The 12,019-nt window shown below is 62.3% G+C and carries 11 protein-coding genes; 5 read left to right on the top strand and 6 right to left on the bottom strand.

Going from position 1 to position 12,019, the window contains the following annotated elements; translation table 11 throughout:
• Nucleotides 1-25: 25 nt before the first annotated feature.
• The gene (locus HQ912_RS26830) at nt 26-601 is read right to left on the bottom strand and encodes a DUF6436 domain-containing protein (RefSeq protein WP_173407484.1); all 576 of its coding nucleotides are present in this window, start codon (nt 599-601) and stop codon (nt 26-28) included.
• A gap of 107 nt (nt 602-708) precedes the next feature.
• Between HQ912_RS26830 and HQ912_RS26825 the strand changes: the two genes are divergently transcribed.
• Complete coding sequence (locus HQ912_RS26825) at nt 709-1,656, top strand: alpha/beta hydrolase (protein WP_160893850.1); 948 nt, start codon at nt 709-711, stop codon at nt 1,654-1,656.
• A gap of 133 nt (nt 1,657-1,789) precedes the next feature.
• On the opposite strand, the gene HQ912_RS26820 is transcribed toward HQ912_RS26825, so the two are convergent.
• Nucleotides 1,790-2,533 (bottom strand): DUF2059 domain-containing protein, encoded by a 744-nt coding sequence (locus HQ912_RS26820; protein ID WP_047226045.1) that lies wholly within the window; start codon nt 2,531-2,533, stop codon nt 1,790-1,792.
• 140 nt (nt 2,534-2,673) lie between these two features.
• On the opposite strand from HQ912_RS26820, the gene HQ912_RS26815 reads away from it, so the two are divergent.
• Both HQ912_RS26815 and HQ912_RS26810 read left to right on the top strand, forming a co-directional pair.
• Nucleotides 2,674-3,306: a 2OG-Fe(II) oxygenase gene (locus tag HQ912_RS26815; protein ID WP_047226044.1), complete on the top strand. Its 633-nt coding sequence runs from the start codon at nt 2,674-2,676 to the stop codon at nt 3,304-3,306.
• A 2-nt stretch (nt 3,307-3,308) separates the two neighbouring features.
• Nucleotides 3,309-3,800: a DUF523 domain-containing protein gene (locus HQ912_RS26810; RefSeq protein WP_173407483.1), complete on the top strand. Its 492-nt coding sequence runs from the start codon at nt 3,309-3,311 to the stop codon at nt 3,798-3,800.
• A 73-nt stretch (nt 3,801-3,873) separates the two neighbouring features.
• On the opposite strand, the gene HQ912_RS26805 is transcribed toward HQ912_RS26810, so the two are convergent.
• Together HQ912_RS26805 and HQ912_RS26800 are read right to left on the bottom strand one after the other, a co-directional pair.
• Nucleotides 3,874-5,247: a GTPase/DUF3482 domain-containing protein gene (locus HQ912_RS26805; protein ID WP_160893846.1), complete on the bottom strand. Its 1,374-nt coding sequence runs from the start codon at nt 5,245-5,247 to the stop codon at nt 3,874-3,876.
• On the bottom strand, nt 5,240-6,607 hold the full coding sequence (locus HQ912_RS26800; protein ID WP_160893902.1) for a DUF2868 domain-containing protein: 1,368 nt from the start codon (nt 6,605-6,607) through the stop codon (nt 5,240-5,242). The genes HQ912_RS26805 and HQ912_RS26800 overlap by 8 nt, the downstream gene beginning before the upstream one ends.
• Before the next feature lie 75 nt (nt 6,608-6,682).
• Here HQ912_RS26800 and HQ912_RS26795 point away from each other — a divergent pair, with 75 nt between their 5' ends.
• Nucleotides 6,683-7,195, top strand: a complete 513-nt coding sequence (locus HQ912_RS26795) for a dihydrofolate reductase (protein WP_173407482.1) — start codon at nt 6,683-6,685, stop codon at nt 7,193-7,195.
• A 104-nt stretch (nt 7,196-7,299) separates the two neighbouring features.
• On the opposite strand, the gene HQ912_RS26790 is transcribed toward HQ912_RS26795, so the two are convergent.
• Complete coding sequence (locus HQ912_RS26790; protein WP_047226041.1) at nt 7,300-8,691, bottom strand: L-cystine transporter; 1,392 nt, start codon at nt 8,689-8,691, stop codon at nt 7,300-7,302.
• A 243-nt stretch (nt 8,692-8,934) separates the two neighbouring features.
• Here HQ912_RS26790 and HQ912_RS26785 point away from each other — a divergent pair, with 243 nt between their 5' ends.
• On the top strand, nt 8,935-9,990 hold the full coding sequence (locus tag HQ912_RS26785; RefSeq protein ID WP_107321390.1) for a phosphorylcholine phosphatase: 1,056 nt from the start codon (nt 8,935-8,937) through the stop codon (nt 9,988-9,990).
• Between the two features lie 177 nt (nt 9,991-10,167).
• Here the strand turns inward: HQ912_RS26785 and ilvD are convergent, their stop codons facing one another.
• Nucleotides 10,168-12,009: a dihydroxy-acid dehydratase gene (gene ilvD, locus HQ912_RS26780; RefSeq protein WP_047226039.1), complete on the bottom strand. Its 1,842-nt coding sequence runs from the start codon at nt 12,007-12,009 to the stop codon at nt 10,168-10,170.
• Nucleotides 12,010-12,019 lie beyond the last annotated feature (10 nt).

Raw genomic sequence — 12,019 nt, 5'->3', positions numbered from 1 at the left:
TTGCTTGGGGGATTTTCCCTGCGGCCTATTCTTTGGCGGATGTGTCCTGCCCCCACGGGCAATAACACCCTACCGCCAGCGTGTGGGTCGCATTCACCGCCCGGCCGCTGCTCAGGGCCTCGAGAATCGGCTCGATGAAGCTGTTGCTCGAATTGCAGGTCAGGCCTTCGCTGTAGGGGCCGAAGTACGCCAGTTTGCCGCTGCGATCCCAGATCGCCACCGCCGGGCTGGCGGGAATCTGGCTTGAGCCGGGGAGCACCGAAAGCGGTTTGAGGCTGCTCAGCGTGGTCGGCAATTGGCCCTGACTGCCGGTTTTTTGGACTGCATAAAACTCGACGCCTTGGGGGGCGTATTTCTCCACCAGCTCGGAAAGGTGCTGTTGGTTGCCGACGTTGCATGGGCAGGCGGGATCCCAGAAATGCACCAGACGGATCGGGCCAGGGCCGGCCAGGCCGGGGGGGAGGCGCAAAGGGTCGCCGGAAAATACCGCCGTGTGTTCGCTGAACGCTCGCAGAAAGCGGCCCTGGAACCAGTCGTAGGCGATCCACAACACGGCGGCGCACCCGAGGGCAAGCAAGGTCGTGCGGTGGGACGGGCGCATGGAGTCGATCCTCTGAGGCCGCGTAGCTTGCCATGCCTGGCGCGACAGATGAATATCGCAGGCCTACAAAGTCTGTTTCGCGCGTTGCGCTTTTATGTGGAAATCCTATGCCCGTCAGTTTCGACCCCGATCACCTGCGTGCCAGCCTGCAACCTTTGGCTCAGTGGCAGCCGCTGTCTGCGCAGGCGCTGGCTTATCAGCGGTTCTACGGCCTGGATTTCCCCCACCGCACGTTGCGCAAGGGCCTGGGGCGTTTCGAGATAGACGGATATGAGCTGGTCGGTCAGGTCTGGTGGCCGGAAAAAGCGCTAGCGACGCTGTTTCTGTTCCACGGCTATTACGACCATATGGGGTTGTACCGGCACTTGATCGAGTGGGCGCTGGAGCAGAAATTCGCCGTGATCGCCTGCGACCTGCCGGGCCACGGCCTGTCCAGTGGCGAACGCGCCAGCATCGGTGATTTCGCCGAGTACCAGGCCACGTTGCAAGCCCTGCTGACCGAGGCCGGGACGCTGGAGCTGCCGCAACCCTGGCATCTGTGCGGACAAAGCACCGGAGGGGCCATCGTGGTTGATCACGTGCTCAACCAAGGCCAGCACAGCCCTGCCCAAGGTCAGGTCATACTGCTGTCGCCCTTGGTACGGCCGCGGGCCTGGGGCTGGTCGCGCCTGAGTTACTACTTGCTCAAACCCTTTGTAACCGGCATCGCCCGACGTTTCAGCGAGAACTCCACCGACCCGGACTTCCTGCCATTCCTGCAAGCCGACCCGTTGCAACCGCTGCGCCTGCCCACCGCGTGGGTCGGAGCGTTGGGGCAATGGATCAAGCGTATCGAAGTCGCCCCGAGCAGCCCGCGCCAGCCCTTGATCGTGCAGGGCCAGGCGGACATGACGGTGGATTGGGCGCATAACCTGCAAGTGTTGCGCAGCAAGTTCGATCGGCCCCAGGTGCTGATGTTGCCCGAAGGTCGGCATCACCTGGCGAATGAGGCGCTGGCGATGCGGCAGGAGATGTTTGGATTTCTGACGAAGCGGATGAGCCGGGTTCGGCGCTGACCGGGCTATTGCTATCCAGAGCAGGCTCGCTCCCACACGGGTTTTTCGACGATCACAAAATCTGAGTTCACTCAAACACCCTGTGGGAGCGAGCCTGCTCGCGATAGCGGTGTCAGGGGCGCTGAAGATCTATCTATTGCCCGAGAGTTTGCCCCACCGCCAACCCCGCCCGAATCGCTGCCAAGGCCGCTTGATAATAAGCCTGGCCCTCAGCCGACTCGGCGAAGGTGGCGAACTCCTCCAGCTCGGTGTCCGTCAGGTCGCGGTAGACGTACAGCAGCGTGTTGTTCAAGTCCGCGCCGATCTGCTCCATCAGACGCTGGCGCTGACCGTTCAGCATGCCCTGGGCCTGGCCAGCACCCAGCAGGCCGGGGATCATCGAGCTCAGGCTGTCCGCCGCCACGCCGGCGATCGCCAGGCTGACTTCCGCGCCGGCCTCGCGGGCGGGCAGGGACTGGGCCAGATGGCCGATGATCAATAGGCGGTTGTCACTGACTTGCATCTTCGGCAGGCCCTTGGCGTTCTTCGCCAATTGGTCGCGACGGGTCGCCAGCAGCTCGGCTGCCACGACTTTGCGGCCCAGGGGCGACTGAAAAAAACTCAGGGCCGGGGCTGGGTCAGTGAGGTTCTTGCGCAATTGCGCCTCGGCCCGCTGGTCCATGGCCTGGGGGGCAAAGCGTTGATTGCTGTTGTTGACCAGTGCCTGGAACACTGCCGGTGGCAGGCTGCTCTGGTAACGCTGCTGCGCGGCGCTCAAGGCGTCATTGAAATGCGCCCGTTGTTCCGGCCAGCCGGCGACCTTGTACAACTGGTCGTAGCTGTCTGCCCAGGCGGGCAACGCACAGAACATCAACAATGAGAAAAGCAAACGGCGCATAGGGACTCCTGTCAGCAGCCGACTATTCTCCGTGGGGTGTGGGGACTTGTCGAGAATTCGTATCAAGTTCCTGCGCCTGCGCCATCAGGCGTGACAAACCCGCTGCGCGGCGCTGTCGGTTTTGCAGGCACAGGAATACTATGCGCGCCATGCAAATACCTTCTGATCACCCACTGCTGTTACGTATCGTCGACGACCTGGCCGAGCGCGGCTGGTCGCAGCAGAATATCTTCCTGCCGGATGCGCTGACCCGCGCCCTGGCAGCCGAATGTCGCCAGCGCGCCGCCGAAGGCGAGCTGGCTCCGGCGGCGGTCGGACGTGGGCCGTTTTCGGAGATTCGTGAAGGGATTCGGGGTGATCGTATCCAATGGATCGAGCCCGGTCAGGCGCAAGCGTGCGACCGTTACCTGGGCTTGATGGACAGCTTGCGGGAGGCGATCAATCGCGGGTTGTTCCTGGGGCTGGAGGATTTCGAAAGCCACTTCGCGCTGTACCCTCCCGGCGCCTTCTACCTCAAGCACGTCGACCGCTTTCGCGATGACGATCGACGCATGGTGTCGGCGGTGCTTTACCTCAACGACGCCTGGTTGCCGGAGCATGGCGGCCAGTTACGCATGTACCTGGACGATGGCGTGGAGCACGACGTGGTGCCCACCGGCGGTTGTCTGGTGGTGTTCCTGTCGGGGGACATCCCCCATGAAGTCCTGCCTGCTGCGCGGGATCGCCTGTCCTTGACCGGCTGGTTCCGGCGCCGCGGCACCGAGGTGTTCTGAGCATGGAAAAGATCCTCGTCAGCCGCTGCCTGCTCGGACATCGCGTGCGCTACGACGGCGGTGCCAGTGGCCCGTTCGATCAGCTTCAACGTTGGCTCGACGAAGGTCGGGTCGTGCCGCTGTGCCCGGAAGTCGCCGGCGGCTTGCCCACGCCTCGGGCGGCGGCAGAAATTCCCGGTGGGCAAGGCACGCAGGTGCTCGCCGGCCAGGCGACGGTAATCACCACCGAGGGTGAAGACGTCAGTGAACAGTTTCTGTCCGGCGCGTATCAAGCGCTGGAGCGGGTGCGCGAACACGCTATCCGTATCGCCGTGCTCAAGGCCAACAGCCCGTCGTGCGGCAATCTGTTGACCTACGACGGCACGTTCAGCGGCGTGAAAGTGCCTGGCGAAGGCGTGACGGCGGCCTTGCTCAAACGTCATGGGGTGCAAGTGTTCAGTGAGTTGGAATTGGCAGACGCTGCGGCGGCGCTCAGGGCCTTGACCGACGAATAAGCACCGGTAGCGACGCTCTCATCGCGGGCAAGCCTTGCTCCCACAAATCCCCTTGCCACAGGGGTTGTGTCATCTAGAGCTGCTCGGCCAACTGCTCGATCTGTTCCTGGCGTTCCGATTGGCTCAACCGCGCCTGCGGATTAAGCGACGACCATTGCGGGTACGCTCTGGCCTTGTTCAGCGCTTCGGGCAGTTTGCCCTCGCGCCAGGTTTTATCCTGGGGTGTGGCGATGTGGATGCTGTCCATTGCCGCATGGCCGCGCTGGTTGAGGGCTTGCAACAGTTGCCGTTGGCGCAGGGCCAACAGGCGTAGCACACTGTCGTCCACTGTCAGCTCCCGCTGGCCCTTGAGCTTGCCCATCAACCTGTTCCCGTAGCTGCGGGCGGTTTGCAGGGCGCCACCGGCAATGGCGCCGGCCAGGGCGGCGGCGCCGAGGGTCAGACCGCCCACCAGCAAATCCACGCCGGCACCGGCCGCTGCGCCCGCGGCGATCCCACCACCCACACGCACACCCAGCTGTTTGAGGGTGTCAGGATTGAACAGGTCATCGCCCCAGCGGCCGTCAAGTAGAGGCAAATCGCTGGCCGCGGCGTCCTGGGGACGGAAGGCGTAGAGCTTGAGCAAGGCTTCGACGCAGCGCTGCTCCCGTTGACGTACGGCGTTGCGCAGCTCGCTGATGGCCTGTCGTTCCAGCTCGGCATCGCTGGCTACGCTGCGTCGGCAAGCGGCGCAATCGATCAGCAGTTCGGCGATCAAGCGCTGCGCGCTCTGCTGACGGGCCAAGCGTTGGGCCTGTTGATCGGCGACCAGTCGTTCCAGTTGCCCACGGGCGCTTTCCAGCAACAGCGCCAGGCTTTCATACAGGCGTCGCTCGCCATCCTCGGGCGGGGCGACGCTGTCGAAACGTACCAGAGCGTGCAGCCCCAGCCGTGCCAGGGCTTCACGCCAGTCGGGCTCGCGGTGGCTGGCGCTGCTGACGAAATTCAACACTGGCAGAAGCGGTTTGCCGCAACTGGCGAGTACTTGAAGCTCATCCCGGTACTTGGCCAGCACCGGCTCTCGCGCATCGATCACATAGAGTCCGGCATCGCTGGCGAGCAATTGTCGCAGCACTTTGGCTTCCTGTTCGAAGCGTTGTCGTGCCTCGCTGCCGTCCAGGAATCGCGCCAGGCGTGCCGGCCCGTCCAAGCGCTCACCGGGGCGCTCCAAGCGTTCGAGGTAGTCAAGCAGGGCGATGGCGTCTTCCAGGCCCGGCGTGTCGTACAGCTCCAGCAACGCTTCGCCGTCCACCGACAGGCGCGCGCCCTCGACGTGTCGGGTTGTGCTGGGGCGGTGGGACACTTCGCCGAAGCCGACGTCCCGGGTCAGTGTGCGAAGCAAGGAGGTTTTGCCCACATTGGTGTGGCCAACCACGGCCAGCTTCAGCGGCTTGGTGGGTTCAGTCATGGCCGGTCTCCAGCCAGTTCAAAGGCGCGCAGTCCGCGAAGGGCAATTGCAACTGTTGCAGCGCGTTGTGCCAATCGCCCAGGCGTTCAGCGTCCAGCGCTTGCCCGGGCGGTGCCTGCAACAACCAGATGCGGGTGGCGCTGGCGCTGCGGGCCAGCTCGGCGATCAGCGCCAGGCTGCCACGATCCGGTGAGCGTCGTGGGTCGCAGGCAATCGCCAGGCGCGCGGGAGGAAAGCGTGACAGTTGTTCGAGGAGTTTGTGGCGCGATTCGCGGCTGTCGAGCACTCCGGCGTTTTTCACCGTGCCTGGCAGTTTCGGTGGCCAAGGCCGGTCGTCCAGTTCGATTGCCACCAGCAGCGCACCGTCGCTTTGCAGCGCGCCAACGTCACTTTCAATTTGATGCAATTGCGCGGGCGCGGCATCGCTGATGCCCAGGCGCTCGCTACTGGGCATCAGCCGCTCCCGCAGTTGGGCATAACCTGGCAGGTTCAAGTCCAGGCGAAGCGTGGCGCGGCCGCGACGCCAGCGCCACAGGCACAACAGCGCCAGACACAGGCGCGGCAACACGCCGTAGACCAGCGTCACGCCCACCAGCCAAGCGGCCCAGGCCTGGCGGGCGCTTTCGATATTCAGCGCGGCGTCGCCACTGGCGCGAATCATCTCTTCGGTTGGACCGCTCAAACCCAGTAGGGCGGGCAGGGCGCCGAGGGCCTGGGTCATGACGACAAAGGTCTCACCGCCGAGAATGGTGGTTTCCCATACAAAACCGTAGCGCCGGGTGGCCATCAGCATCAGTACGATGACCAGCGCGCTGAGCATCGCCAGCAACCACAAACCATTGACCAGCGCACCGAGGGCCCAGCGATTGAGCTTGTGTCGTTGCAATAACAGCAGCAGGGCCGGCGCCAGTTGCGCAGCCTTGGCATCGCGGGCGAGTTTTTCGCTGAGCCACAACCACAAGCGTCCCAGCGCTGCACCTTGCTCACCCGCAAAGATCAGGCCCAGGGCCCAGCCGATAAGCAAGATCAGGTTCAACGCCAACAGGCTGCCCAGGGCCCAGAACACATTGACCGGCGTGCGTCCGTCGCCGAGTGCGGCAAAGCCCAGGCCAGCGCCACTGATGATGGCGAGTACAGCCATTATGATCAGCGCCAGGCGCGCCCCTTGCAGCCAGTGATGCAAGGCCTGGCTGAGCCCGTCGCGCTCGGCCAGCCAGCGGGCGCGGTGACGGATACGGCTGGATAAATCGCCACCCGCCGCGCGGGCCAGGCGATTGGCCTCCTGATCTTCGAGCGGGCCGGCGTGTTCTTCACGCAGACGTACCGTCTCGGTCAACCAGAGGTCGTGCAGTTCTGTCAGAGGCTCAGACACAGGCGCTTCCGTCGCAAATGAGGGTTGAGCATAACCGCTGTGGCCTCTGGTATCCTCGCCGGCATGAAAAAAACACTCCCTTTAAGCCTGATCGCAGCCCTCGGTGAAAACCGTGTGATCGGCGTCGACAACAGCATGCCCTGGCACTTGCCGGGGGATTTTAAATACTTCAAGGCTACCACCTTGGGCAAGCCCATCATCATGGGCCGCAAGACCTGGGACTCCCTGGGGCGGCCGCTGCCGGGGCGCTTGAACATCGTGGTCAGTCGTCAGTCTGGCCTCGTGCTGGAGGGCGCGGAAGTCTTTTCCACGCTGGAGGCAGCGGTGGAACGGGCCGAGGCGTGGGCGTTGCAGCAGGGTGTCGACGAACTGATGTTGATCGGCGGCGCCCAGTTGTACGCCCAGGCCCTGGAGCAGGCGGACCGACTGTACCTGACCCGTGTGGCGCTGAGCCCGGACGGCGATGCCTGGTTTCCGGCGTTCGATTCGAGCCAGTGGAAACAGGTGTCGAACCAGCCGAACCCGGCCGAGGGCGACAAGCCGGCCTACAGCTTTGAGGTGTGGGAAAAGCTGTAAGCCATGTGGGAGCAAAGCTTGCTCGCGATTCAGACGACGCGGCGCTTCAGTCGAACCGCATCCGTTCTTCGCGAGCAAGCTTTACTCCCACAAGTATCGGGCAATCAAGCCTGCACCAACTCCCCATGCTCCTCGGCATCCAGCAAAGCCTTGTCGGTCTGCTGCATCACCTGGCTGGTGATCACCCCGGCAGTGATCGAACCGCTGACGTTCAACGCTGTGCGGCCCATGTCGATCAGTGGCTCGACGGAAATCAGCAGCGCCACCAGTGAAACCGGCAAGCCCATGGCCGGCAGCACGATTAGCGCGGCAAATGTCGCGCCTCCACCGACACCGGCCACCCCGGCCGAGCTCAAGGTCACGATCGCTACCAGCGTCGCGAGCCACACCGGATCCAGCGGGTTGATGCCCACGGTCGGCGCGACCATCACCGCCAGCATGGCCGGGTAGAGGCCGGCGCAGCCGTTCTGGCCGATGGTGGCGCCGAACGACGCGCTGAAGCTGGCAATGGCCCGTGGAATGCCGAGGCGGCTGGTCTGGGCTTCGATACTCAGCGGGATGGTCGCGGCGCTGGAGCGGCTGGTGAAGGCGAAGGTCAGGACCGGCCATATCTTGCGGAAAAAGCGTAGCGGGTTGATCCCAGCGGCGGACACCAGCAGACCGTGAACCACGAACATCAGGCCCAGCCCCAGGTACGACACCACCACGAAACTGCCAAGCTTGACGATGTCCTGGACGTTGGAGCCGGCCACCACTTTGGTCATCAGCGCCAGCACGCCGTACGGGGTCAGCTTCATCACCAGCCGCACCAGACGTGTCACCCAGCTTTGCAGGGTGTCGATGGCATTGATCACTTTCTGACCTTTTTCCACGTCATCCTTGAGCAATTGCAGTGCCGCGACACCCAGGAAGGCCGCGAATATCACCACGCTGATGATCGAGGTCGGCTTGGCCCGGGCCAGGTCGGCAAAGGGGTTTTGCGGAACGAACGAGAGCAGCAACTGCGGGATATTCAGGTCTGCGACCTTGCCGGCATAGTCGCTCTGGATCACCTGCAGGCGTGCGATTTCCTGGGTGCCGGCCACCAGGCCTTCGGCGGTGAGACCGAACAGGTTGGTCAGGCCGATACCGATAAGGGCGGCGATGGCGGTGGTGAACAGCAGTGTGCCGATGGTCAGGAAGCTGATCTTGCCCAGGGATGAGGCGTTATGCAGGCGCGCTACCGCGCTGAGAATTGAAGCGAAGACCAGCGGAATCACGATCATTTGCAGCAACTGCACATAGCCGTTGCCCACCAGGTCAAACCAGCCGATCGAGGCTTTCAACACCGGGTTGCCGGCGCCGTAAATCGTGTGCAGGACGGTGCCGAACACCACGCCCAGCACCAATGCCAGCAGGACTTTTTTGGCCAGGCTCCAGGTGCTGTGACGGGTTTGCGCCAGACCAAACAGCAAGGCGAGGAACACCAGCAGATTGAGGATCAGCGGCAGATTCATCAAAAAAACTCCGATAGGACTTGTGCCAGTCGCCTGAAGCCGCGACTGCGAGGCGGGAAGCCTAACAGCCTGATATCTAATGAATTAATAATAAAAAGGTATGTAGATTGTCGTTTATGGAATAAGGCAATGACGTTTATGGGCATGCCGCTGGCGGTATCAAGACGCAAGCGGTCGCGGGCAGGAGAGAAACGTCATGAGCATTTGTTAGCGTCGAGTTCTTTGAACCTTGGAGAAACGCCGATGAAGCTTGCACCTCACCTTCTCGTTGTCGCCATGGGCCTGGGCCTCGTTGGCCAGGCGCTCGCCACTGAGCTCAAGCACTGGCCAGCGGAACAGGCCAAGGCGCTGGACGCGATGATCGCGGCCAACGCCAACAAAGGTAACTACGCGGTGTTCGACATGGACAACACCAGTTACCGCTACGACCTGGAAGAGTCGTTGCTGCCGTTCATGGAGAACAAGGGCCTCATCACCCGCGAAACCCTCGACCCATCTCTGAAGCTGATGCCGTTCAAAGACACGGCCGAACACAAGGAAAGCCTGTTCAGCTACTACTACCGTTTGTGCGAAGTGGACGACATGGTCTGCTACCCCTGGGTCGCCCAGGTGTTTTCCGGCTTTACCCTCAAAGAACTCAAAGGCTACGTCGACGAATTGATGGCTTCTGGCAAGCCGGTCCCGACCACGTATTACGACGGCGACAAGGTGGTCAACTACAACGTCAACCCGCCGAAGATTTTCACCGGTCAGGTCGAGCTGTACAACAAACTGATGGAAAACGGCATCGAGGTCTATGTCATGACCGCGGCTTCGGAAGAATTGGTGCGCATGGTCGCCGCCGATCCGAAGTACGGCTACAACCTCAAGCCGCAGAACATCATCGGCGTGACCACGTTGCTCAAGGATCGCAAGACCGGCGAACTGACCACCGCCCGCAAGCAGATCAGCAATGGCAAATATGACGAGAAGGCCAACCTGAGCCTTGAGTACACACCGTATCTGTGGACTCCGGCGACCTGGATGGCCGGCAAGCACGCGGCAATCCTGACGTACATCGACGAATGGAAAAAACCGGTGCTTGTGGCTGGCGACACCCCCAGCAGCGACGGCTACATGCTGTTCCACGATGTGAACGTGGCCAAGGGCGGCATTCACCTGTGGGTCAACCGCAAGGACAAGTACATGGACCAGATCAACGGCATGATGGCCAAGCACGCCGCGGCCCAGGCCAAGGAAGGGCTGCCAGTGACGGCGGACAAGAACTGGGTGATCGTCAAGCCGGAAGATATCCAGTAAACCCCAGGACTCCTTGTGGGAGCGAGCCTGCTCGCGATGACGGTGTGTCAGCCAACTGAGATGTTACTGAACGTTATCGCGAGCAGGCTCGCTCCACAGTTGATCACCGATGGTTTGTTTCACTGCAAAAAAATGCCCCACCTTGAGTGGGGCATTTTTATTGCTGTTTATGGACGCTTACAACCCGTCGAGCATCGCCTTGTTACGCACCGCGCCCTTGTCGGCGCTGGTGGCGAGCAGGGCATAGGCCTTGAGGGCGGTGGTGACTTTGCGCGGACGCACTTCCACCGGCTTCCAGCCTTTGTTGTCCTGTTCAACACGGCGTCCGGCCAGTTCTTCATCGCTGATCAGCAGGTTGATCGAGCGGTTCGGAATGTCGATCAGGACTTTGTCGCCGTCGCGCACCAGGCCGATGGCACCGCCAGCAGCGGCTTCCGGTGAAGCGTGGCCGATGGACAGGCCCGAGGTGCCGCCGGAGAAACGGCCATCGGTCAGCAGTGCGCAGTCTTTACCCAGTCCTTTGGACTTCAGGTAGGACGTGGGGTAAAGCATTTCCTGCATGCCCGGACCACCTTTTGGCCCTTCGTAGCGGATGATCACGATATCGCCGGCCTTCACTTCGTCGGCGAGGATCCCGCGCACGGCGCTATCCTGGCTTTCGAAAATCTTGGCGTTGCCTTCGAACACATGGATCGATTCGTCGACGCCGGCGGTTTTCACCACGCAGCCATCCAGAGCGATGTTGCCGTACAGCACAGCCAGGCCACCTTCTTTGGAGTACGCGTGCTCGACGCTGCGGATGCAGCCGTTTTCACGGTCATCGTCCAGGGTTTCCCAACGAGTCGATTGGCTGAACGCCGTTTGCGTTGGAATACCTGCCGGGCCGGCCTTGAAGAAATGATGCACGGCTTCGTCGGTGGTCTGGGTGATGTCCCACTTGGCGATGGCTTCGGCCATGGTTTTGCTGTGTACGGTCGGCAGGTCGGTGTGCAACAGGCCACCACGGGCCAGGGAGCCGAGGATGCTGAAGATCCCGCCAGCGCGGTGCACGTCTTCCATGTGGTACTTCTGGATGTTCGGCGCGACCTTGCACAGCTGCGGCACGTGACGGGACAGACGGTCGATGTCGCGCAGGTCGAAATCGATCTCGGCTTCCTGGGCGGCGGCCAGCAAATGCAGGATGGTGTTGGTGGAGCCGCCCATGGCGATGTCCAGGGTCATGGCGTTTTCGAACGCCTTGAAGTTGGCGATGTTGCGCGGCAGCACCGACTCGTCATCCTCGCCGTAGTAACGCTTGCACAGCTCGACGATGGTCCGGCCGGCCTGCAGGAACAGCTGTTCGCGATCGCTGTGGGTGGCGAGGGTCGAACCGTTGCCCGGCAGGGCCAGGCCAAGGGCTTCGGTCAGGCAGTTCATCGAGTTGGCGGTGAACATGCCGGAGCACGAACCGCAGGTCGGACAGGCGCTGCGCTCATACTCCGCGACCTTTTCGTCGGAAGCGCTGGAGTCGGCGGCGATCACCATGGCGTCCACCAGGTCAAGGCCATGGCTGGCGAGCTTGGTCTTGCCGGCTTCCATCGGGCCGCCGGAAACGAAGATCACCGGGATGTTCAGGCGCAAGGCCGCCATGAGCATGCCGGGGGTGATCTTGTCGCAGTTGGAAATGCACACGATGGCGTCGGCGCAATGGGCATTGACCATGTATTCGACGGAGTCGGCGATGATCTCGCGACTGGGCAGCGAATAAAGCATGCCGTCGTGGCCCATGGCGATACCGTCATCCACGGCAATGGTGTTGAACTCTTTGGCTACGCCACCCGCGCGTTCGATTTCCCGGGCAACCAGTTGACCCAGGTCCTTGAGGTGAACATGGCCTGGCACGAACTGGGTGAAGGAGTTGGCAATGGCGATGATCGGCTTCTTGAAGTCGTCATCCTTCATCCCCGTGGCGCGCCACAATGCACGGGCGCCGGCCATGTTGCGGCCATGGGTGGATGTTTTCGAGCGGTAATCAGGCATGGAGCACTCC

Origin of the sequence: Pseudomonas sp. MPDS (genome assembly GCF_013283895.1) — a bacterium.
GTDB classification, from domain to species: Bacteria; Pseudomonadota; Gammaproteobacteria; order Pseudomonadales; family Pseudomonadaceae; genus Aquipseudomonas; species Aquipseudomonas rhizophila.
This window is presented reverse-complemented; position numbering and strand designations above follow the sequence as displayed.

Excerpts from the sequence above, each read along its gene's own strand:
- HQ912_RS26825 (WP_160893850.1), top strand. The coding sequence starts at position 709 with ATGCCCGTCAGTTTCGACCCCGATCACCTGCGTGCCAGCCTGCAACCT.
- HQ912_RS26820 (WP_047226045.1), bottom strand. The coding sequence starts at position 2,533 with ATGCGCCGTTTGCTTTTCTCATTGTTGATGTTCTGTGCGTTGCCCGCC.
- HQ912_RS26810 (WP_173407483.1), top strand. The coding sequence starts at position 3,309 with ATGGAAAAGATCCTCGTCAGCCGCTGCCTGCTCGGACATCGCGTGCGC.
- HQ912_RS26805 (WP_160893846.1), bottom strand. The coding sequence starts at position 5,247 with ATGACTGAACCCACCAAGCCGCTGAAGCTGGCCGTGGTTGGCCACACC.
- HQ912_RS26790 (WP_047226041.1), bottom strand. The coding sequence starts at position 8,691 with ATGAATCTGCCGCTGATCCTCAATCTGCTGGTGTTCCTCGCCTTGCTG.
- HQ912_RS26795 (WP_173407482.1), top strand. The coding sequence starts at position 6,683 with ATGAAAAAAACACTCCCTTTAAGCCTGATCGCAGCCCTCGGTGAAAAC.
- ilvD (WP_047226039.1), bottom strand. The coding sequence starts at position 12,009 with ATGCCTGATTACCGCTCGAAAACATCCACCCATGGCCGCAACATGGCC.
- HQ912_RS26830 (WP_173407484.1), bottom strand. The coding sequence starts at position 601 with ATGCGCCCGTCCCACCGCACGACCTTGCTTGCCCTCGGGTGCGCCGCC.
- HQ912_RS26785 (WP_107321390.1), top strand. The coding sequence starts at position 8,935 with ATGAAGCTTGCACCTCACCTTCTCGTTGTCGCCATGGGCCTGGGCCTC.
- HQ912_RS26815 (WP_047226044.1), top strand. The coding sequence starts at position 2,674 with ATGCGCGCCATGCAAATACCTTCTGATCACCCACTGCTGTTACGTATC.